Here is a 19,782-nt window from a genome sequence, read left to right as displayed (position 1 = left end):
AGCGCCCCGCCGATCAGACCGCCAGGGCCGCCCGGACCTCCCGCTCCGCCGTGACACCCCCGTCGCCGTGCGAGGTGACCCGGCCCGACTCCAGCACGTGGTAGCGGTCCGCCACCCGCAACGCGAAACCCAGGTGCTGCTCGACGAGCAGCACACTGAAACCGGACTGCCGGGTCAGCTCGACGATCCGCTCCTGGATCTCCGCCACCACCGACGGCTGGATGCCCTCGGTCGGCTCGTCGAGCATCAGCAGCCGCGGCCGGGTGATCAGGGCACGGGCGACGGCCAGCTGCTGGCGCTGACCGCCGGAGAGTAGCCCGGCCCGACGCCGCAGCAGCGGGCGTAGCGCCGGAAACAGGTCCAGCACCTCCGCGGTGGCCACCGCCCCGTCGCGCCGGCCGTCCGCGACCAGCCGCAGGTTCTCTGCCGCCGTCAGGTGCGGGAAGCACTGCTGACCCTGCGGGACGTACGCCATTCCCCGCGCCACCCGCTCGTGCGGGCCGGCGCGGGTGACGTCCTCGCCGTCCAGCTCGACGGTGCCGGCGCTCGGGCGCAGCAGCCCGGCCGCGACCCGCAGCAGGGTGCTCTTGCCGGCGCCGTTGTGCCCGAGGACGGCGGCCACCCCGTCGGGCGGGACCGCCAGGTCGACCCCGTGCAGCACCCGAGAGCGCCCGTACCCGGCGTGCACCCCGCGCAGTGTCAGCATCATGCCTCCCGGCCGGTACGGGCCGACCCGGCGTCGACCGGGTGGCCAAGGTAGACCTCCTGCACGCGCGGGTCCGCCTGGACCTGCGCCACAGTGCCCTCGCTGAGCACCCGGCCGGCGTGCAGCACTGTGACGCTGCGCGCGAACCGACGCAGGAAGTCCATGTCGTGCTCGATCACCACGACAGTGCGATCCCGACTCACCGTCTCCAGCAGGGCGCCCGTGGCGTCGCGTTCCTCGTGGCTCATCCCGGCCACCGGCTCGTCCAGCAGCAGCAGCCGCGCGTCCTGCACCAGCAGCATGCCGATCTCCAGCCACTGCTTCTGGCCGTGCGCGAGCGTCCCGGCGAGGTGCGCGGCCCGCGCGGCCAGTCCGATGGTCTCCAACGCGGCGGCGACCGCGTCCGGGACGCCCCGGCGGCGGCGGGCCAGGGTCGCCCAGCTGCGCCGGGCGCCGGCGGCGATGTCGAGGTTCTGCAACACCGACAGCTCCTCGAAGACCGTCGAGGTCTGGAAGGTCCGGCCGATACCGAGCCGACTGATCCGGTGCACCGGCCGGCCGAGCAGTTCCTCGTCACCGAACCGGACCGAGCCGGTGGCCCGGACCAGGCCGGTGATCGCGTCGACCAGCGTGGTCTTGCCGGCGCCGTTCGGTCCGATCAGGAACCGGATGTCGCCGGCGGGCACCTCCAACGAGACGCCGTCCACGGCGGTGAAACCGTCGAAGCTGACCCGCACGTCACGGACGGACAACCCGTCCAACCGCTCGCCACTCATGCCGCCGGCACCTCCGTCCGCTCGGCCCGTCGTCGACCCACCGACAACCACCCGCGCCGCAGCGGCGGCGCGCCCACCTCACGGCGGCGGGTCAACGCCCACAGCGACGCCAGGCCACCGGGAAGGAACGCCACCACGACCACGAAGAGCAACCCCTGAAGGTACGTCCAGGTGCCCGGGAAACGCTCGGAGAGGGCGGTACGCGCCCAGGCCACCGCCACCGCGCCGAGCACCGGCCCGAGCACTGTCGCCCGGCCGCCCACCGCGACGCCGATGACGAACTCGATCGACGGGACGATGCCGATCAGCGCGGGCGAGATGATGCCCACCGCCGGCACGAACAGCGCACCGGCCAGCCCGGCCATGCCCGCCGCGACCACGTACGCCACCAGCTTGACCGACGCCGGGTCGTAGCCCAGGAAGCGGACCCGTTCCTCACCGTCGCGGACCGCCACCAACAGCTCGCCGTAGCGACTGTGGATGAGCTGACGGGTCAGCGCGAGCAACGCCAGCAGCGTGCCGGCGATGATGAAGTACACCATCCGCTGGTTGACCGGATCGTCCAGGTCGTAACCGAAGAAGCCCTTGATGTCGGTGAGCCCGTTGGTGCCGCCCGTGGTGCCCTGCTGACCGATCAGCAGGATCACCATCGCAGCGGCGAGGGCCTGGCTGAGGATGGCGAAGTACGCGCCGCGGACCCGGCGGCGGAAGACCAGCGAGCCGAGCCCGAAGGCGACAGCCATCGGCAGCAGCACAGTGGCGGGCAGCGCGAACCACGGGCTGGCGAACGGCCGCCACCACAGTGGCAGCTCGTCGAGTTGCCCGTACAGCTGCATGAAGTCGGGCATCCCACCCGGGCCCGCGTCGGCGAGCTTGAGGTGCATGGCCATCGCGTAGCCGCCGAGGCCGAAGAAGACGCCCTGGCCGAGGGTGAGCATCCCGCCCCGGCCCCAGGCGATCCCGATACCGACCGCGACCATGGCGACGCAGAGGTATTTGGCGAGCAGCGCCAGCCGGAAGTCCGACAGCGCCAGCGGTGCGACGGCGAACAGCAGCGCCGCGCCGAAGGCGAAGCCGGCCAGGGTCCGCAGTCGCGAGCGGCCGGCGGGCCGGCCCGGTGGTACGGCCCCGGCGGGCGCCGGGCGGACGGCTGTGTCGGGTGGCGCGGGGGTGACGGCGGTCATGCGAGGCTCCTGGTCCGCAGGGTGAACAGGCCCTGTGGCCGCCACTGGAGGAACGCGACGATCGCCACGAACACGATCACCTTGGCGACGCTGAGGGTGGTCAGGTACTCCCCGGTGGCCTGGAGCACGCCGAGGGCGAAGGCGACGATCACGCTGCCCTTGAGCTGGCCGATCCCGCCGACCACGACGACCAGGAAGGCGTCGATGATCAGGTTGGTGCCCATTGTCGGGCCGATCGGACCGAGCAGGGTGAGGGCCACCCCGGCGAGCCCGGCCAGGCCGGAGCCGAGAAAGAAGGTCGTCCGGTCGACCCGGGCGGTGGCGACGCCGGACACGGCGGCGAGATCGCGGTTCTGCACCACCGCGCGGATACGACGCCCGAGCGGGGTGAGCCGCAGCGCCAGGGTGAGCGCCGCGACGGCGGCCAACGCCAGGGCCAGGATGAACAGCCGGTTGTTGGCGATGGTCAGCCCGCCGGGCAGCGCCACGTTGCCGGTGAGCAGCTCGGGCGCGCGGGTCTGCACGTTCGGGCTGCCGAAGATGTCCCGGGCCAGTTGTTGCAACATCAGTGACACACCCCAGGTGACCAGCAGGGTGTCCAGTGGTCGGGCGTAGAGCCGGCGGATGAGCAGCACCTCCAGCAGGACACCCATGGTGCCGGCGACCACGAACGCCACCGGCAGCGCGACCACCAGCGACAGGCCGGCGCCGGTGATGCTCTGTTGCAGCACGTAGGTGGTGTACGCGCCGGCCATGATGAACTCACCGTGCGCCATGTTGATCACGTTCATCTGGCCGAAGGTCAGCGCGAGGCCGAGCGCGATGAGCAGCAGCACCGCGCCGATGCTGATGCCGGTGAAGAGTTGACCGAAGAGGACTGTCACGGTGGGTACTCCGAACTGCTGGTCGGGTGGCCCGGGCGGAGCGCGCGGCAACGCGTTCCGCCCGGGCCGGCGTCGTCAGCTCAGGCCGCTCGCCCACGGGTAGGTCTTGAGGTACGGGTCCGGCGCGACCGGCTTGCCGGAGTTCCACACCTCGGTGATCAGACCGTCCGCGCCGATCTTGCCGATCCGGGCGGTCTTGGCGATGTGCTGGGTCTTGCCGTCGACGGTGACCAGACCCTCCGGCGCGTCGAAGGTGATCCCGTCCGAGGCGGAACGGACCTTCTCCACGTCGAAGGCGCCGGCCTTCTCGACCATCGCCTTCCATAGGTGGACGCCGACGTAGGCGGCCTCCATCGGATCGCTCGTCGGCTTGTCCGCGCCGTACTTCGCCTTGTACGCGGCCACGAACTTCGAGTTCGCCGCGCCTGGGGTGGTCTGGTAGTAGTTCCAGGCCGTCAGTTGGCCCTCCAGGTACTGGGTGCCGATGCCCTTGACCTCTTCCTCGGCGATCGACACCGACACCACAGGCATCGCGGCGGCGGTCAGACCGGCCGACTTGTATTCCTTGAAGAAGGCCACGTTGCTGTCACCGTTGAGGGTGTTGAACACCGCGTCCGCGCCGGAGGATTTGACCTTGTTGACGATGGTGCCGAACTCGGTCGACCCGAGGGGCGCGTAATCCTCACCCAGCACCGTCATCCCGTTCGCGGTGGCGTACGCCTTGATGATTTTGTTGGCGGTCCGGGGAAAGACGTAGTCGCTGCCGACCAGATAGACCGACTTCGCGCCCTGTGACTTGAGATAGTCGAGCCCGGGAACGATCTGCTGGTTTGTCGTCGCTCCGGTGTAGAAGATGTAGGGCGACTGCTCCAGACCCTCGTACTGCACCGGGTAGAACAGCAACGCCTTGTTCTTCTCGAACACCGGCTTGACCGCCTTGCGGCTGGCCGACGTCCAACAGCCGAAGACGGCGGCCACCCGGTCCTCGGAGATCAGCTTTTCGGCCTTCTCCGCGAAGGTGGGCCAGTCGGAGGCGCCGTCCTCACCGACCGGCTGGATCTTCTTGCCGAGGACACCGCCGGCCGCGTTGATCTCTTCGACGGCGAGCATGATGGAGTCGCGGACGGTGACCTCGCTGATCGCCATGGTCCCGGAGAGCGAGTTGAGCAGGCCCACCTTGACGGTGTCGCCGGAGACGTCGGCGGTGACGCCGGTCGTGCCGCCCTCGTCGGTGGTCTTGCTGCCGCACGCGGTCATCGCGGCCGCGGCGACCACTGTCATGGCACCCGCCAGGATGCGGCGGCCCCGGAATAATGACATCTATTCTCCCTGCGGTGCGCTCAAGTGGCGAAAGGACGGTCGGTGCGGTCCGATGGAGCTGACGTGGGCGATGCCGAGGTCGACGGGTGGACGCCGCGCAGGGCACCGGATCGGATATGGGCAGGGAAAGCGTCGACCGGCATGATTGCGCGGGTGTTTCCCGGTCCTTAATTGACTGTTTCCGAGGGGCTGTCGAGGCGCGCACGAAAAACGGCCGACACCGTGGGGAGGAAACGGTGCCGGCCGTTCGGAGAGACGCAAGATAAGTGCCACCACAATGGTCGACGGAGAATTCGCCGACGGTGGGCACACAATGGTGAGATCCGACCCCGGGGCCAGATACTTCACGCAGGAAGTATCTTAGGGCGGTGTCGGGTGCCGCTGTCAAGGGTCGGGTGGGCCGACTGCCGTGCCCGGTTCAGAGCTGGGCGAGCACTGTGAAGTCGAGCCCGTCGGCCTCGGCCAGGTAGATGCGCTGACGCACGTGCCGCTGGCGCAGCCGCAGCCGCCCCCGCGGCCCGTGGTAGGCGACCGTGTCCGCGGCCGTCTCGATGGCCCGTACGTCGAGGGCGCGGGCCTGGCCGATCAGCGCGGCGAGCAGCATCACGCCCTCGTAGCAGGACTCCCCCAGGCTGCCCAGCGGTGGTGCCTCCACCCCGAAGCGCCGCGCGAACTCGCCGTGGAAGTCGAGATTCTCCTGGGTGACCAGCCCGGCGAAGAAGCCCGCCGTGCTGTACAACCTCCGGGTCGCGCCGGCGCCGCTGGCCAGCAGCATGTTCTCGTCCATCAGGGTGCTCAGCCGCAGGCAACGCTGGTCCAGACCGGAGCGGGCGAACGCGCGGTTGAACCGCACCGCGTCGGCACCGACCAGCAGCATCAATACCGCGTCCGCGTCACTGTGCTCGATGCGGCGCAACACCTCGGTGAAGTCGTGCGCGTCCAACGGCAGGAAGTGCCGACCCACCACCTGCCCCCCGCCGCGTAGCGCGTACCGCTGGGCCGCCCGCGACGTTCGGCGCGGCCACACGTAGTCGTTGCCCACCACGAACCAGCGACGCACGCCCTGCTCCCCGGCGAGCAGCCGCATCGCCGGCCACAGTTGGGCGTCGGGCGTCTCGCTGGTCAGGAAGACCCCTTCGGTACGCTCACCGCCCTCGTAGAGTGCGGTGTAGACGTACGGCACCCGGTGCGCGACGCGGGGCGCCAACGCCTGGCGCACCGAGGAGATGTGCCACCCCGTCACCCCCTGCACGGCTCCCACCGACACCAACGCCTCGACCTCGGCGGCCACCTCGACCGGCGGCGCGCCACCGTCGACCGGCACCAGCCGCACCTCCCGGCCCAGCACGCCACCGCACCGATTGATCTCCTCCACCGCGAGCTGCGCGCAGAGCTCGCAGGTGGGGCCGAACATGCCGGCCGGCCCGCGCATCGGGTAGACCAGCGCGATGCTGACCACGGCACGGTCGACGGTCAGCCACGGCGGTGCCGGCGCGGACATGAGGACATGATTGTCCGGCCCACGACGGAAGACCAGCGCTCACCACTGACCGGGACGACTGGCTACCATGACAGGGCCACCGGACCAGGGAGTTTCATGTCAGACGTGCCCGGGGCGCCAGCCGACCTGCTGCGCTCGCTCACCCGCGCCGAACGGCTGCTCTCCCGCCGGCTGGGCGCCGTTCTGGCCGACGACGCGATCAGCATCGAGGCGTGGCGGGTGCTCTGCCTGCTCGCCGACGGCGAGGGTCACCCGATGAGCGAGGTGTCCACCGAGGCGTCGCTGCCGCCGGGCACCCTCACCAAGCTCGTCGACCAGCTCGTCGACCGCAACCTCGTCTTCCGCCGGATCGATCCGATCGACCGTCGACGCATCCGGGCGTACCTGACCGCCCGGGGCCGCCGCGAGCACGCCCGCCTGGAGGAGCGGGTCCGGGCCAGCATCGCCGAGTTGGGCATCACGGAGAGCAGCGAGCTGGGGGTGCCCCCGGCCGCCGACCTGGTGAGTCAGCTCGACGACCTGATCGGCCGCCTCGACCCCACCCGTCGAGTCGACCCGGTCGGTCACCACGACCCCGTCCGTCGCGACGATCGCGTCGATGCCGGCACCGCCGCTGACCCCCACCGCTGACCCACGCAACAACCGCACGGTGACAATCTCACTGAGGATGCCTGGACGGACCGGCCGGGACCAACAGTCCAGCGGAGGCCGACGGGACCACAGACGGTGGCCGGTTCTGCTATGCCGGGAGGTGGGCGCGCAGGGTGTGCGCGTCGGGGGCGGTGGCGGTCCACAGTGTCGCGGGACCGCCGGCCAACGGCAGCCGGGCGACACTGCCCTCGGCCGTCGGCGGTTCGGCGGGTTGCGACGGGTCGACCACCAGCAGCGACCCGGTGGCCGGGGCACCGCCGAGCACCGCCGGGCCCGCCCAACCCGGCGCGTGCGGTCCCACCGCGAGGGACTGGCGCAGCAGTGGTCGACCCGCGTAGTCGACCTGGGTGTGCACGACGGCGCCGCCGGGCACCTCGCCGTACCGGCCGCAGATCAGCTCGTCGCGCCAACGCAGGGTCGCACCAGCGGCCAACTCGATCCGGGACTCGGCGAGGTGCGCGCAGCCGGCCGCCGCGACCAACTGTTCCGGGAGCCAGTGCAGCGTGGCGTCGGCGTGCACCACCGCCCGTACCGCCACCCGGGAGACGGCACCCGCGCGACCCGGTAGGGCGATCGAGGCGGCGACGCTCTGCACCCGGACCGCCGCGCCCGGGCCGACCTCGATCTCCAGGCGCAGATCGTCTCCGGCGAGCGGTCCGGCCGCTCCGCCGACCAGGTACACGGTGGCGACACCAGCGTCGGTCGGGGTCTGGCGCAGCAGCAACGGCGTTTCGCCGTGCAGCTCGACCAGGGCCGTCCCACCCCGACCGTCGGCCTGCGCCACCAGCCGGGCGAACGCTCGCATCAGGCCGGACCGACCGGCGCGGCGAGCGGGTGCAGGGCGGCGTGGTGGGCCAACTCGTGCCGGATCCAGTCCGCGACCGACGTCGCGGTGGGGTCTCCCACGATGGACAGGAAGAGGGTCGGGAGGTCGCCGCGCCGGGCCCGCGCGTCACGATCCATGACGGCGAGGTCGGCGCCCACCATCGGCGCCAGGTCGGTCTTGTTGATCACGAGGAGGTCGGCGGCGGTGACCCCGGGGCCCCCCTTGCGGGGCACCTTGTCCCCACCCGCGACGTCGACCACGAAGATCTGCCGGTCCACCAGCCCCCGGCTGAAGGTCGCGGTCAGGTTGTCCCCGCCGCTCTCCACGAGGACCAGGTCCAACGGGCCGACCGCCTCGGCCAGCTCGTCGACGGCGTCCAGGTTGGCGCCGATGTCGTCGCGGATCGCCGTGTGCGGGCAGCAGCCGGTCTCCACCGCGCGGATCCGGGCCGGGTCCAGCACTCCGGCCCGCCGGAGGAAGTCGGCATCCTCGGTGGTGTAGATGTCGTTTGTCACCACGCCGAGCCGCAGCTCATCGGCGAAGGCACGACAGAGCGCGGCCACCAGGGCCGTCTTGCCGGACCCGACCGGGCCGCCGATGCCAACCCGAAGGGCACGACCGGCACGCGCCAACGGCGGATGAGGGTCCACCCCCGGCTCCGGGTGGGTGTGCGGAACGGTCTCATCGTGGGGTGGGGTGACCGGCGGCGTGGTCGGTTCGACGGCGGGCACAGCGCTCGGCACAACGGTGTCAGGACGCAAAGAGACGCACCTCCCAGGTGGCATGGATTTCGGCATGGATGTCGGCAAGTGGAGCGGCGGCGGCCGGCAGCCGCTCCGGTGGGTCGTCGGCGGCCCGCGCCGCGTCGGCGGCCGTGCCGTCGCAGGCGTCGGCCAGGCCGACCAGCAGGGACTGGACCTGGTACGGGTCGAGGCCGAGCAGACGTACGCCGGCGCTGGCCGCCCCGGTCAGCGTCCCGTACGCGGAGATCGTGGCGGTCTCGACGCGCGACAGCCCGGCCGCCGCGCAGAGCAGCCCGAGCACCAGCGGTTGGTGTGGGCCACCGGGCGTCGCGGGCAGGTCGGCGAACGAGGCGTCCGGCCAGACGGCCCGGCCGGCACGCAGCAGCGCCCGGCCCTGTCGGCGCGACACCGCCCGCAATGCCGGAGCGGCGGTACGGGCGTCCAGCTCCGCGTCGAGCCGAGCCAGCGCCCCCGACCGGACGGACGGCTCAGCCAGCGCCGCCGCCCGGTGCGCGGCCGCCGCGAACGCCGCGCCGACCAGACCGGCGGTGGCCAACCGTCCGGTCAGGAACGCCTCCAACGTGGCCAGGTCGGTGACCCGGCCGGCGGCGACGGCCGCCTCCAGGCCACCGGAGTGCGCGTGCGCCCCGGCCGGGAAACGCCCGTCGGCCAACAACAACAGCAGGCTCGGCGTCGCCATCAGAACAGGAAGTACCGCTGGGCCATCGGCAGCCGGGTCACCGGGTCCGGCTCCACCACCTGCCCGTCGATCCGCACGGTGAAGGTGTCCGGGTCCACCTCGATGCGCGGCATCGCGTCGTTCTCCGGCAGGTCGGCCTTGCCCCGCGACCGCACGTCGCTCACCGGCACCACCCGGCGGCGCACGTCCAGGCGGAGCCCGGCTTCCAGGGCCGCCGGGGCCACGAAGGCCAGGCTGGTGGCGGCCGCCGCCGCGCCGTACGCCCCGAACATCGGCCGCGGCAGCATCGGCTGCGGTGTCGGGATCGAGGCGTTGGCGTCACCCATCTGGGCGTACGCGATCATGCCGCCCTTGAGCACCAGGTGCGGTCGGACGCCGAAGAACGCCGGGTCCCAGAGCACCAGGTCGGCGAGCTTGCCCGGCTCGACCGAGCCGATCTCCCCCTCCAACCCGTTGGCCATCGCGGCGCAGATGGTGTACTTCGCCACGTACCGCCGGGCCCGGTGGTTGTCGGCGGCCCCGTCACCCGGCAGGGCGCCGACCCGGTCCTTCATCACGTGCGCGCTCTGCCAGGTCCGCATGATCACCTCGCCGACCCGGCCCATTGCCTGCGCGTCGGAACCGATGATCGAGATCGCGCCGAGGTCGTGCAGGAGGTCCTCGGCGGCCATCGTCGATGGCCGGATCCGGCTCTCGGCGAAGGCCAGGTCCTCCGGCACGGACGGGTTGAGGTGGTGGCAGACCATCAGCATGTCCAGGTGCTCGGCCAGGGTGTTGGCGGTGTACGGCCGGGTCGGGTTGGTCGACGACGGCAACACGTTCGGTTCGCCGGCCACGATGATGATGTCCGGTGCGTGCCCGCCACCGGCTCCCTCGGTGTGGTACGAGTGGATCGCCCGCCCACCGATCGCCCGTAGGGTGTCGGCGACGAACCCGGCCTCGTTGAGCGTGTCGGTGTGGATCGACACCTGGACCCCGGACGCGTCCGCCACCCGCAGGCAGGCGTCGATCGCCGCCGGTGTGGTGCCCCAGTCCTCGTGCAGCTTGAAACCGCCCGCACCGGCCCGCAACTGTTCCCACAGCGCCTCTTCCGACACGGTGTTGCCCTTGCCGAGCAGCAGCACGTTGACCGGCATCGTGTCCAGCGCCTCGTGCATCCGGGCCAGGTGCCAGGCGTTCGGGGTGACGGTTGTCGCGCGGGTCCCCTCGGCTGGCCCGGTGCCGCCGCCGACCATCGTGGTGATGCCACTGGCCAGGGCCTCGGTGACGATCTGCGGGCAGATGAAGTGCACGTGGGTGTCGACCGCGCCGGCGGTGAGGATCCGCCCGTTGCCGGCGATCACCTCGGTCGACGGGCCGATGACCAGGTCGGGGTGGACACCGGGCATGGTGTCGGGGTTGCCGGCCCGGCCGAGCGCCACGATGCGTCCGTCACGCAGCCCCACGTCGGCCTTCACCACGCCCCAGTGGTCGAGCACCACCGCGCCGGTGATGACGGTGTCCAGTGCCCCCTCGGCGCGGGTGGCACGAGCCTGCCCCATCGACTCGCGGATCACCTTTCCGCCGCCGAAGACGGCCTCGTCGCCGCCCACGCAGTGGTCGGTCTCCACCTCGATGAGCAGGTTGGTGTCGGCCAGTCGGATCCGGTCACCGGTCGTCGGCCCGTACAGGTCGATGTAGCGGTCCCGCCGCACGGCGCTCACCGCGGCGACCCGTCTGCCGTGGGCGGGTGCGGCGACGGGTCCAACGGTCCCGCGCACTCCGCGCGCAGACCCGGCACGATCCGTGCCCCGCCGAGCGGTACGAGGTCGACGCTGCGGCTGATGCCCGGCTCGAACCGGACCGAGGTGCCCGCCGGCACGGCGAGCCGCTGCCCCCACGCCGCGCCCCGGTCGAACGACAGCGCCGGGTTGGCTTCGGCGAAGTGGTAGTGCGAGCCGACCTGCACCGGGCGGTCGGCGGTGTTGACCACGAGCACTGTGGTCACCGGACGACCCACGTTGATCTCGACCGGGTCGGCCGCCGGCAGGATCTCCCCGGGGATCACGGGATCGGGTGGTGCACCGTCACCAGCTTGGTGCCGTCCGGGAACGTCGCCTCCACCTGCACCTCCCTCAGCAGCTCGGGGATGCCGTCCTGGACGTCGTCGCGGCCGAGCACCGCCCGGCCGGCAGACATCAGGTCGACCACCGACCGCCCGTCGCGGGCCCCTTCGAGGAGGAACGCGGTGATCACCGCGACGGCTTCGGGGTAGTTGAGGCGCAGGCCGCGTTCGCGGCGGGCGCGGGCGACATCCGCCGCGACGTGGACGAGCAGGCGGTCCTGCTCGTGCGGGCTGAGGAACACGGGGCTCTCCCGGTGGGTCGGCGTGCCCCGGCTCGCCGTCGGCTCCACACGGAGCCACCCCGGGCAGACCCGGGGACGAGCTGGGAGTCACACGACCGCCGGGTCACCGCCGACGGGGCGACCCGGGACTCCACCATCCCGGCCCGCACGACGGGCATCCGGCGGTGTCGGGTCGGATGCGGACCGCACCGCCCACCGCTGAGCAGACCGTAGAGGATCGCCACCGACCGAGGCAACAGTCGATCAGGGATGCCGGCGCGTATTTCCGTGCAGCGGCGGGCAGGGCATGATCGCCGGATGACGGCGACGAGGGGTACCCGCGCACTGCTCGGTGTTGTGTTCCTGGCGGCGGCCACGGTCGGGGTGTGGATCCTCTGGTTGGGCTGGGACACCGAGTACACGGTCGACGCGCAGACCGGCGCGAGCCGCGGCCCGTACGAGGCGTGGCAGGTGATCGGCTGCGTGCTGACGCTCGTGGTGCTGGCCGCGCTCGCCGGGACGCGGCTCAGCCCGTGGCTGGTGGCGCCGGTGATGACCGTGGCGTTCACGGCGGCCTGGTCGTGGCGGGCCGCGTCGACCGATGACAGCGGGTTGTGGGTGGTCGGCGGGATTCTGGTGCTGCTCGGCATGGCGGCCGGCAGCACGGCGGTCAGCTTCGCCGCGCGGCGGTTCGCCCGACGCCGGGCCGGCCGGCCCGGCTAGGACGTGTCGTGTCGATCCTGTGCCGGCTCATCGGTCAACGCCGGTGGGTGAAGGCGCGCCCGGCGACCGCGAACAACGACAGGCTGATCGTCGCGACGAACACGCGCATCGTTGGGTCGAAGGTCAGCGCGGAGCCGAGTTCGCGGGAGACATGCGTGCCGATGAAGGTCGGCACGGCGCCCCACACCGTGACCGCGAGCAGGAGCAGGGCGGCGATGGCGAGGACGGCGGCGAGCAGGCATTGGCGCAGGTAGCGACCGGACTGCTTGCCGCGTGCCCAGAGCCGGGCGACCGCCGACGTCGGCGGTCGGTGCCAGCTGCCGTGTCGGACCCAGCGGTCCTCGTGGTCGTCGAGGGAGTAGCGGTTCACGATCGCCTGTATCAGCAGGTAGGTGCGCAGCAGCAGGTGGACCTTCGACGGTGCGTCGAACGCGAACCAGCGCTGCAACTCCCGCGTCTCCGCGCGGATTCTGCCTGCCCACCCGCGCAACTGCCGATCGGTGACGTCGACGCCGGTCCGGTTCACGCGATGCCAGGCGAACTCGAACCTGGTCGCGGCGCGGTCGAGGGCCTGCACGGCACGGCGTCGGTCCGGTGGCGCAGGATCCGCCTCGACGCAGTCGCCGAACTCCAGGAGAGCGGCGACCAGCGCCAAGTGCGGACGCGTCCACAGGTCCCGTTCGACGCGCCACACGTGCACGAGCGGCCACAGCGCGGCGACGACCAGGCCAGCGCCCGCGAACGCGAGTCCTACCAGGACGTCGTACCAGCGTGTCGCGTGGATCGCGGGAGTGGCCGACGCCGCGACGCTCACTACGGCCATGGCGGCGCCCCCGATTGCCGCCAGGCGGTACGGAATGGCGAGGAGAAGCACGGCAAGCGCCACCACGACCCCGAGGACGAGGCTCGTGGCGAAGACCACCAGCCGGTGGGCCAGTGACCCGCCGACGATGCCGAACACCGCGATGGCGGCCACCACCACACCGAGAATGAGCGGTAGCCGCTGTGGCGTCCGCACCGGGCGCAACGCGAAGTCCAACCAGTCGAGTGTGAGCCTGGCGCCCCGTACGATGGGCACCACCGACACCGGGTCGTCGTCGACGTGGCCCCAGAACGTGTCGTAACCCGCAGGAAGACCGCTCCGCCTGAACTCCTCGCGCGCCTTCTTGCGGTTGGCCAGCGCGGTCGCGTCGATCTGTTCGCCGTGGCTGATCCACCAGGGCACCTGATCCATCCGGTCGGCGACCTCAGCCTCGTCGACCGGCTCGCTGTCGGCCGGCGGGCTGTCGGGCTCCTCGTCGACGAACAGTACGTCGTCGTCGGGAATGTCCGTCAGCATCGGGTCGCCGGACCGCGCGCGTCGAGGCAGTGGCGCCCAGAATTCAGGTTCGGGCGCGTCGGATGCCCATTCGTCGTCCACGAGATCACCACCAGGTCGCGGATGTGCCTCCGTGGTAGCACGCCACGACAAGCCAGACAGTGCCCACCACCGTCCGTCGGCTGGTCAGTGAGCCGCAGCCGACTGCGCCGGGCGCGACGTCGGCATCCCGGCGAACGGGACGTCGACCTTCTCCACCGCCCCGGGCGTCCCGTCGGGGTGCCGCCACAGCCCTCGGTCGCGCAGGATCGGCAGCACGCCCTCGCCGAACCAGTACGCCTCCTCCAGGTGCGGGTAGCCGGAGAGGATGAACTCGTCGATGCCGAGCGCGTGATATTCGGCGATCCGGTCGGCGACCTCGGCGTGGCTGCCCACCAGTGCGGTGCCGGCCCCGCCACGGACCAGCCCGACCCCCGCCCACAGGTTGGGGGCGACCTCCAGGCCGTCGCGGGAGCCGCCGTGCAGGTCGAGCATCCGGCGCTGCCCCTCGGACTCGCTGCGGCGCAGCCCTTCCTGCACGGCCCGGATGTCGGTCTCGGAGATGCCGTCGAGTAGGCGCTGGGCCTGCGCCCAGGCATGCTCGGCGGTGTCCCGCACGATGACGTGCAGCCGGATGCCGAAGCGCAGCTCCCGCCCGGCGCGGGCGGCCAGCGCCCGGACCCGCTTGAGTTTGTCGGCGACCAGGGCCGGCGGCTCGCCCCAGGTGAGGTAGACGTCGCTGTGCCGGACGGCCACCGGGAGGGCGGCGGCGGAGGACCCACCGAAGTAGACCGGTGGCGCCGGGTCGGGCAGCCGGTGCAGCCGCGCCTGTTCGACGTGGACGTGGGTGCCGTCGTGGTCGACGGTCTCGCCGCGCCACAGCGCGCGCACCACGTGCAGGAACTCGTCGGCCCGCGCGTACCGGGCCTCCTTGTCCAGGAAGTCGCCGTAGGCCCGCTGCTCCTGCGACTCGCCGCCGGTGACCACGTTGAGCAGCAGCCGGCCGCGGGACAGCCGCTGGAAGGTCGAGGCCATCTGGGCGGCGAGCGTGGGGGCCAGCAGCCCCGGCCGGAAGGCGACCAGGAACTTGAGTCGCTCGGTCACCTCGGTGAGCATCGCGGTGCTGAGCCAGGCGTCCTCGCACCAGGCGCCGGTCGGGGTGAGCGCGCCGACGAAGCCGAGTTGCTCGGCGCTGCGGGCGATCTGCCCGAGGTACGCCACGCTGGCCGGGCGGGCGCCTCCGGCGGCACCTGTCGGTACGCCGTGTCCGCCGCCGACGATGTCCCGGCTGTCGCCGTTGGTGGGCAGGAACCAGTGGAAGGTGAGGGTCATCTCGGCTCTTTCCGTACGGAGGCGTCGGGTGGGGGTGCGGGTGCGCGCGGGGCGAGCGCGCACCTCCTGAGGGGTGGGACGATCCCGCGGACAGCCTACCCATAAAACCTATCGGGTTAGTAGGCTACTGTCGGCGCCGACACCTGTCGATGCGCCGCTGTCCACCTGCACCGACCCGAGGAGCCGCCATGCCCACCCCGTCGACGAGCCGCCCCCCGCATCGCCGCCTCTTGACGGCCGTGCTCACCACCGTGGCGCTGCTCGCCACTGTCGCGGTGAGCGCGTGCGGCGGGTCCGCCGAGGCGGACGGCAGCAAGGGCAAATTCCGGGTCGGCTACCAGCGCTTCGGCGGGCTGAGCCTGGTCAAGGCGCGCGGCGCCGCACCGGATGTGGAGTGGTCGCTGTTCGAGAGCGGCCCGGCGCTCACCGAGGCGCTCAAGGCCGGCTCCATCGACATCGGACAGGTCGGCGAGGCGCCGCCCGTCTTCGCCGCCGCCGGGAAGATCCCGTTCTCCATCATCGGCACCTCGGCGCCGATTCCGCAGGGTGAGGCAGTGCTGGTCAAGGCCGACCGGGGCTACCGCAGCTTCGCCGACCTCAGGGGCAGGACGGTGGCCCTCAACAAGGGGTCCAACGTGCACTGGCTGCTGGTCCGGCTGCTGGAGGCGAACAACATGACTTTGAAGGACATCCAGGTCAAGTACCTCAAGCCCGCCGAGGGGCGGCCCGCGTTCGACGGCGGCCAGATCGACGCCTGGGTGATCTGGGACCCGTACTTCGCCCTGGCCGAACAACCGGGGGTCCAGGTGCTCGCCGACGCGACCGGCCTGGCCAGCAACCGCGAGTACGTCCTGGCCGCGCCACAGGCGGTCGACAAGCGGTCCGACGAGATCCGGGCATTCCTCCAGCGCTACCGCGAGGTGACCGACTGGGGCATCGCCCACCCCGAGGAGCGAGCCAGCACCCTCGCGCCGGAGCTGAAGATCCCGCAGGACGTCACCAACCGCGCCCTCGTCCGCAGCGCCAAGCCCCTCGCCCCGGTCACCCCGGCCATCGGCGACGAACTTCAGGCGATCACCGACAGCTTCATCGCCCTGGAACTCATCCCGGGGCCGGTCGATCTTCGATCCCGGGTGGACGACCGGTTCAGCGCGGTGTTCCAGTGAGCCGTACGACGCTCGTCGAGGCGCCCGACCGGGTCACGGCGGCGGCACCGGTCGTACCCCCTCGTCAGCGGCCGACCCGGCGCTGGCGGCGGGTGGTGAGCCCGCTGGTGCTGGTCCTGGGCTGGGAGTTGGCAGCACGGACCGGGCTGCTGGCAGCGGAGAAACTACCCGCGCCCAGCGACGTCCTGGCCACCGGCTGGCGGCTGAGCCGGGACGGAACGCTCGGCATTCATCTGTTGGACTCCCTCACCCGGGCCGGGGCGGGCCTGCTGATCGGCGGTCTCCTGGCCCTGACCCTGGGCACAGTGGCCGGGCTGCTGCGGCTCGGCGACGACCTGGTCGACCCGCCGGTGCAGATGGCCCGGATGCTGCCGCACCTCGGGCTGGTCCCGTTGCTGATCATCTGGGTCGGCATCGGCGAATCACTCAAGATCAGCTTGGTGGCTCTGGGGGCGTTCTTCCCCCTCTACTTCAACACCTACGCCGGCATCCGGGACATCGACGAGCGGCTGGTGGAGGCGGCCCGCACCTGTGGTCTGGGCCAGGCCGCCCGCCTGCGCCACGTGGTGCTGCCCGGCGCGCTGCCCTCCCTCTTCCTCGGCCTACGGCTGGCGATCGGCGCGGCCTGGCTCAGCCTGGTCGTCGGCGAGCAGGTCAACGCCCAGACCGGGATCGGCTTTCTGATGATGGAGGCGCGGGAGTTCAGCCAGACCGACGTGGTGGTGCTCGGCCTGCTCGTCTACGCGCTGCTCGGGCTGATATCCGACAGTGCGCTGCGCGTCCTGGAGAGGAGGATGCTGACATGGCGTCGCGGACTGCGGGCCACCTGACCGGCCCCGACCCGGTGCTGACCGCCCACGCGGTGCGCCGGGCGTTCGGGCCGACGGTCGTGCTGGCCGGGGTCGACCTGACCATCGCCCGCGGTGAGGTCGTGGCCCTGCTGGGCGGCAGCGGTTCCGGCAAGAGCACGCTGCTGCGGATTCTCGCCGGATTGGACGGCGAGGCCAGCGGGACGAGCGTCGTGCACGGCACCGCCGCCGTGGTCTTCCAGGAACACCGGTTGCTGCCGTGGAAACGCGTGGCGGAGAACGTGGGGCTGGGGCTGTCCGGCGCGGACGGCCCGGGGCGGATCCGGCGGGCGCTGGCCGAGGTCGGTCTCGCCGAGCGGCACCGCGCCTGGCCGGCCGAGTTGTCCGGTGGGCAGGCGCAGCGGGTGGCAGTGGCGCGGGCCCTGGTCCGCGAACCGGACCTGCTGCTGCTCGACGAACCGTTCGGTGCCCTGGACGCGCTGACCCGACTGCGGATGCAGATCCTGCTGCGCCGGCTGCGCGCCGAGCACGGCTTCGCCGCCCTGCTGGTCACCCACGACGTGGAGGAGGCGCTGCTGCTCGCCGATCGGGTCCTGCTCCTCGACGACTGCCGCATCGCCGCCGAACTGCCCGTCGACCTCGGCCCCACCCGTACGCCGGACGACCCCGCCTTCGGCACGCTGCGCCGCCACCTGCTCGACCGACTCGGCGTTCCCACCACCTGACGAGCGGAGCTGCGATGACCCGCTGGACCCCTGACCCCACGTTCTACCCCTCGCCCCGCGAGGCGGTGACCGCGCCGGCGGAGAAGCTCGCCTACGTGGCGGCCTTCGACCGGACGGCCAGCCGTCCGGACGCCATAGTGGTGCTGGACACCGACCCCGACTCCCCCGACTACGGCCGGGTCGTCGGCTGGACCGACCTGCCGTACGTCGGTGACGAGCTGCACCACTTCGGCTGGAACGCGTGCAGCAGCGCGCTCTGCCCGACCGCCCCGCACCCGCACGTCGAGCGGCGCTACCTGATCGTGCCCGGCCTGCGGTCGTCGCGCATCCACGTGCTCGACACCCAGCCCGACCCGCGCCAGCCGCAGATCGTCAAGGTTATCGGGGCGGAGGAGTTGGCGAAGCGGGCGGGCTACTCGCGGCCACACACCGTGCACTGTGGCCCGGACGGCATCTACCTCTCCGCTCTCGGCGGCGCGGACGGTGCGGAGGGCCCGGGTGGCATCGCCATCCTCGACCACACCACCTTCGAGGTTCGCGGGGCGTGGGAGGCCGACCGGGGGCCGCAGTTCCTGGCGTACGACGTGTGGTGGCACCTGACCCAGGACGTGCTGGTCACCAGCGAGTGGGGCACCCCGTCGATGATCGAGGACGGCATCATCGGCGAGTTGCTGCTGGGCCGCCGCTACGGGCACGCCATCCACTTCTGGGATCTCGCGAAACGCCGGCACGTCCAACGGGTCGACCTCGGCGACCAGTACCAGATGCCGCTGGAGCTGCGGCCGGCGCACGACCCGACGAAGTCGTACGGGTTCGTGGGGGTGGTGATCAGCGTGGAGGACTTGTCCGCCTCGATCTGGCTCTGGCACCGCGACGGGGACGCCTGGGCGGTCACCAAGGTGATCGACATCCCAGCCGAGCCGGCCGACCCGGCGCACCTGCCGGACCTGCTCAAGCCGTTCGGGGCGGTGCCGCCGCTGGTGACCGACATCGACCTGTCGGTGGACGACCGCTTCCTCTACGTCTCCTGCTGGGGCACCGGTGAGCTGCGCCAGTACGACGTGAGCGACCCGTTGCACCCGGTGCAGACGGGTTCGGTGCACCTCGGCGGGATCGTCCGCCGGACCGCGCACCCGTCCGCGCCGAACGAGGCGATGGCCGGTGGCCCGCAGATGGTGGAGGTCAGCCGGGACGGCCGGCGGGTCTACGTCAGCAACTCGCTCTACGGGGCGTGGGACGACCAGTTCTATCCCGACGGGGTGGGCGCCTGGCTGGCCAAGCTCGACGTCGACGTGGACGCCGGCGGGCTCACCCCCGACGAGCGGTTCTTTCCGCACGGGGACGAGTTCCGGGGCCTGCGGGTGCACCAGACCCGGTTGCAGGGCGGGGATGCGTCCTCCGACTCGTACTGCTATCCGTGACCGTCACCGCAGTGGCGACCCTCGCCGCGCTCGGCGCGTTCCATGGTCTGAACCCGGCGATGGGTTGGTTGTTCGCGGTGGCCCGGGGCCTTCAGGAGCGCAGCCGGCTGGCGTTGCTGCGCGCTCTGCCGCCGATCGCGGCCGGGCATCTCGCCTCGGTGGCGGTCGTCGCCGCGTTGGTCGCCGCGACCCGGTCGGTGACGACGAGCAGCACCCTCGCGGTGGTCGGCGGTGTGCTGTTGGTGGGGTTCGGGCTGTGGCGGCTGCTCTCCGAGCGGCACTTCCGCTGGGCGGGGATGCGGCTGTCGGCGGCGCAGCTCGCCGCCTGGTCGTTTCTCATGTCGTCGGCGCACGGCGCGGGGCTGATGCTGTTGCCGGTGCTGGTGGCCGAGCCGGTGCCCGGGGGTCACAGCGGGCACCTGGCCGCCGCGCCGGTGGGTGCGCTGTCGGGCCTCGCGGCGGCCGGGGTGCACACAGTGGCAATGCTCGGCGTCGCCCTGGCCGTGGCGCTGCTGGTCTACCAGGTGCTCGGGGTCGGTGTGCTGCGTCGGGCCTGGTTCAACGTGGATCGGCTCTGGGCCGGGGTGCTGGTGGCCGCGGGGTTGGTGACGCTGATTCGGGCGTGACCGTCCA

At 71.9% G+C, this 19,782-nt stretch carries 21 protein-coding genes; 7 read left to right on the top strand and 14 right to left on the bottom strand.

Annotated elements, in window-relative coordinates; translation table 11 throughout:
* Positions 1 to 13: 13 nt before the first annotated feature.
* From urtE to ABZU74_RS16445, 6 genes are all read right to left on the bottom strand, one after another.
* Positions 14 to 706 carry an urea ABC transporter ATP-binding subunit UrtE gene (gene urtE, locus ABZU74_RS16470; RefSeq protein ID WP_355423989.1) on the bottom strand — a complete coding sequence of 231 codons (693 nt, stop codon included), beginning with the start codon at positions 704 to 706 and terminating at the stop codon, positions 14 to 16.
* The gene (gene urtD, locus ABZU74_RS16465) at positions 706 to 1,482 is read right to left on the bottom strand and encodes an urea ABC transporter ATP-binding protein UrtD (protein ID WP_355423986.1); all 777 of its coding nucleotides are present in this window, start codon (positions 1,480 to 1,482) and stop codon (positions 706 to 708) included. The genes urtE and urtD overlap by 1 nt, the downstream gene beginning before the upstream one ends.
* The gene (gene urtC / locus ABZU74_RS16460) at positions 1,479 to 2,666 is read right to left on the bottom strand and encodes an urea ABC transporter permease subunit UrtC (RefSeq protein WP_355423983.1); all 1,188 of its coding nucleotides are present in this window, start codon (positions 2,664 to 2,666) and stop codon (positions 1,479 to 1,481) included. Before urtC ends, urtD begins: the two co-directional genes overlap by 4 nt.
* The gene (urtB, locus tag ABZU74_RS16455; RefSeq protein ID WP_355423980.1) at positions 2,663 to 3,550 is read right to left on the bottom strand and encodes an urea ABC transporter permease subunit UrtB; all 888 of its coding nucleotides are present in this window, start codon (positions 3,548 to 3,550) and stop codon (positions 2,663 to 2,665) included. The genes urtC and urtB overlap by 4 nt, the downstream gene beginning before the upstream one ends.
* 75 nt (positions 3,551 to 3,625) lie before the next feature.
* Entirely contained in the window at positions 3,626 to 4,870 is a 1,245-nt protein-coding gene (gene urtA / locus ABZU74_RS16450) for an urea ABC transporter substrate-binding protein (RefSeq protein WP_355423977.1), read from the bottom strand.
* A gap of 418 nt (positions 4,871 to 5,288) precedes the next feature.
* Complete coding sequence (locus tag ABZU74_RS16445) at positions 5,289 to 6,371, bottom strand: substrate-binding domain-containing protein (protein ID WP_355423975.1); 1,083 nt, start codon at positions 6,369 to 6,371, stop codon at positions 5,289 to 5,291.
* A 96-nt stretch (positions 6,372 to 6,467) separates the two neighbouring features.
* On the opposite strand from ABZU74_RS16445, the gene ABZU74_RS16440 reads away from it, so the two are divergent.
* Entirely contained in the window at positions 6,468 to 7,001 is a 534-nt protein-coding gene (locus ABZU74_RS16440) for a MarR family winged helix-turn-helix transcriptional regulator (protein ID WP_355423972.1), read from the top strand.
* Between the two features lie 109 nt (positions 7,002 to 7,110).
* On the opposite strand, the gene ABZU74_RS16435 is transcribed toward ABZU74_RS16440, so the two are convergent.
* The 6 genes from ABZU74_RS16435 to ABZU74_RS16410 are packed head-to-tail and all read right to left on the bottom strand — an operon-like array spanning position 7,111 to position 11,637.
* Positions 7,111 to 7,827 carry an urease accessory protein UreD gene (locus ABZU74_RS16435; protein WP_355423970.1) on the bottom strand — a complete coding sequence of 239 codons (717 nt, stop codon included), beginning with the start codon at positions 7,825 to 7,827 and terminating at the stop codon, positions 7,111 to 7,113.
* On the bottom strand, positions 7,827 to 8,609 hold the full coding sequence (gene ureG, locus ABZU74_RS16430; RefSeq protein ID WP_355423967.1) for an urease accessory protein UreG: 783 nt from the start codon (positions 8,607 to 8,609) through the stop codon (positions 7,827 to 7,829). The genes ABZU74_RS16435 and ureG overlap by 1 nt, the downstream gene beginning before the upstream one ends.
* Positions 8,599 to 9,291, bottom strand: coding sequence for an urease accessory UreF family protein (locus ABZU74_RS16425; RefSeq protein WP_355423964.1), 693 nt, complete (start codon positions 9,289 to 9,291; stop codon positions 8,599 to 8,601). Before ABZU74_RS16425 ends, ureG begins: the two co-directional genes overlap by 11 nt.
* Positions 9,291 to 10,994 carry an urease subunit alpha gene (locus ABZU74_RS16420; RefSeq protein WP_355423961.1) on the bottom strand — a complete coding sequence of 568 codons (1,704 nt, stop codon included), beginning with the start codon at positions 10,992 to 10,994 and terminating at the stop codon, positions 9,291 to 9,293. The genes ABZU74_RS16425 and ABZU74_RS16420 overlap by 1 nt, the downstream gene beginning before the upstream one ends.
* Positions 10,991 to 11,338, bottom strand: a complete 348-nt coding sequence (locus tag ABZU74_RS16415) for an urease subunit beta (protein ID WP_355423958.1) — start codon at positions 11,336 to 11,338, stop codon at positions 10,991 to 10,993. The genes ABZU74_RS16420 and ABZU74_RS16415 overlap by 4 nt, the downstream gene beginning before the upstream one ends.
* Positions 11,335 to 11,637: an urease subunit gamma gene (locus ABZU74_RS16410; RefSeq protein WP_030335444.1), complete on the bottom strand. Its 303-nt coding sequence runs from the start codon at positions 11,635 to 11,637 to the stop codon at positions 11,335 to 11,337. Before ABZU74_RS16410 ends, ABZU74_RS16415 begins: the two co-directional genes overlap by 4 nt.
* Positions 11,638 to 11,934: 297 nt before the next feature.
* On the opposite strand from ABZU74_RS16410, the gene ABZU74_RS16405 reads away from it, so the two are divergent.
* Positions 11,935 to 12,339 carry a hypothetical protein gene (locus ABZU74_RS16405; RefSeq protein WP_355423955.1) on the top strand — a complete coding sequence of 135 codons (405 nt, stop codon included), beginning with the start codon at positions 11,935 to 11,937 and terminating at the stop codon, positions 12,337 to 12,339.
* A gap of 34 nt (positions 12,340 to 12,373) precedes the next feature.
* Here the strand turns inward: ABZU74_RS16405 and ABZU74_RS16400 are convergent, their stop codons facing one another.
* Both ABZU74_RS16400 and ABZU74_RS16395 read right to left on the bottom strand, forming a co-directional pair.
* Positions 12,374 to 13,759, bottom strand: coding sequence for a hypothetical protein (locus ABZU74_RS16400; protein ID WP_355423952.1), 1,386 nt, complete (start codon positions 13,757 to 13,759; stop codon positions 12,374 to 12,376).
* 84 nt (positions 13,760 to 13,843) lie between these two features.
* On the bottom strand, positions 13,844 to 15,028 hold the full coding sequence (locus ABZU74_RS16395; protein WP_355423950.1) for an LLM class flavin-dependent oxidoreductase: 1,185 nt from the start codon (positions 15,026 to 15,028) through the stop codon (positions 13,844 to 13,846).
* Positions 15,029 to 15,216: 188 nt separating this feature from the next.
* Between ABZU74_RS16395 and ABZU74_RS16390 the strand changes: the two genes are divergently transcribed.
* Genes ABZU74_RS16390 through ABZU74_RS16370 form a run of 5 tightly spaced genes read left to right on the top strand, consistent with a single transcriptional unit; the run spans position 15,217 to position 19,775 of the window.
* Positions 15,217 to 16,194, top strand: a complete 978-nt coding sequence (locus ABZU74_RS16390; RefSeq protein WP_355423948.1) for an aliphatic sulfonate ABC transporter substrate-binding protein — start codon at positions 15,217 to 15,219, stop codon at positions 16,192 to 16,194.
* Positions 16,191 to 17,024 carry an ABC transporter permease subunit gene (locus ABZU74_RS16385; RefSeq protein ID WP_355423945.1) on the top strand — a complete coding sequence of 278 codons (834 nt, stop codon included), beginning with the start codon at positions 16,191 to 16,193 and terminating at the stop codon, positions 17,022 to 17,024. The genes ABZU74_RS16390 and ABZU74_RS16385 overlap by 4 nt, the downstream gene beginning before the upstream one ends.
* Positions 16,997 to 17,728: an ABC transporter ATP-binding protein gene (locus ABZU74_RS16380; RefSeq protein WP_355423942.1), complete on the top strand. Its 732-nt coding sequence runs from the start codon at positions 16,997 to 16,999 to the stop codon at positions 17,726 to 17,728. The genes ABZU74_RS16385 and ABZU74_RS16380 overlap by 28 nt, the downstream gene beginning before the upstream one ends.
* A gap of 14 nt (positions 17,729 to 17,742) precedes the next feature.
* Positions 17,743 to 19,149, top strand: a complete 1,407-nt coding sequence (locus ABZU74_RS16375) for a selenium-binding family protein (protein WP_355423939.1) — start codon at positions 17,743 to 17,745, stop codon at positions 19,147 to 19,149.
* Positions 19,146 to 19,775 carry a hypothetical protein gene (locus ABZU74_RS16370; RefSeq protein WP_355423936.1) on the top strand — a complete coding sequence of 210 codons (630 nt, stop codon included), beginning with the start codon at positions 19,146 to 19,148 and terminating at the stop codon, positions 19,773 to 19,775. Before ABZU74_RS16375 ends, ABZU74_RS16370 begins: the two co-directional genes overlap by 4 nt.
* The last annotated feature ends 7 nt before the right edge of the window (positions 19,776 to 19,782 follow it).

The sequence above is a fragment of the Micromonospora sp. NPDC005171 genome (assembly GCF_040608575.1).
Lineage (GTDB): Bacteria > Actinomycetota > Actinomycetes > Mycobacteriales > Micromonosporaceae > Micromonospora.
This window is presented reverse-complemented; position numbering and strand designations above follow the sequence as displayed.

Excerpts from the sequence above, each read along its gene's own strand:
- urtE (WP_355423989.1), bottom strand. The coding sequence starts at position 706 with ATGCTGACACTGCGCGGGGTGCACGCCGGGTACGGGCGCTCTCGGGTG.
- urtD (WP_355423986.1), bottom strand. The coding sequence starts at position 1,482 with ATGAGTGGCGAGCGGTTGGACGGGTTGTCCGTCCGTGACGTGCGGGTC.
- urtC (WP_355423983.1), bottom strand. The coding sequence starts at position 2,666 with ATGACCGCCGTCACCCCCGCGCCACCCGACACAGCCGTCCGCCCGGCG.
- urtA (WP_355423977.1), bottom strand. The coding sequence starts at position 4,870 with ATGTCATTATTCCGGGGCCGCCGCATCCTGGCGGGTGCCATGACAGTG.
- ABZU74_RS16445 (WP_355423975.1), bottom strand. The coding sequence starts at position 6,371 with ATGTCCGCGCCGGCACCGCCGTGGCTGACCGTCGACCGTGCCGTGGTC.
- ABZU74_RS16440 (WP_355423972.1), top strand. The coding sequence starts at position 6,468 with ATGTCAGACGTGCCCGGGGCGCCAGCCGACCTGCTGCGCTCGCTCACC.
- ABZU74_RS16435 (WP_355423970.1), bottom strand. The coding sequence starts at position 7,827 with ATGCGAGCGTTCGCCCGGCTGGTGGCGCAGGCCGACGGTCGGGGTGGG.
- ABZU74_RS16425 (WP_355423964.1), bottom strand. The coding sequence starts at position 9,291 with ATGGCGACGCCGAGCCTGCTGTTGTTGTTGGCCGACGGGCGTTTCCCG.
- ABZU74_RS16405 (WP_355423955.1), top strand. The coding sequence starts at position 11,935 with ATGACGGCGACGAGGGGTACCCGCGCACTGCTCGGTGTTGTGTTCCTG.
- ABZU74_RS16395 (WP_355423950.1), bottom strand. The coding sequence starts at position 15,028 with ATGACCCTCACCTTCCACTGGTTCCTGCCCACCAACGGCGACAGCCGG.
- ABZU74_RS16390 (WP_355423948.1), top strand. The coding sequence starts at position 15,217 with ATGCCCACCCCGTCGACGAGCCGCCCCCCGCATCGCCGCCTCTTGACG.
- ABZU74_RS16380 (WP_355423942.1), top strand. The coding sequence starts at position 16,997 with ATGGCGTCGCGGACTGCGGGCCACCTGACCGGCCCCGACCCGGTGCTG.
- ABZU74_RS16375 (WP_355423939.1), top strand. The coding sequence starts at position 17,743 with ATGACCCGCTGGACCCCTGACCCCACGTTCTACCCCTCGCCCCGCGAG.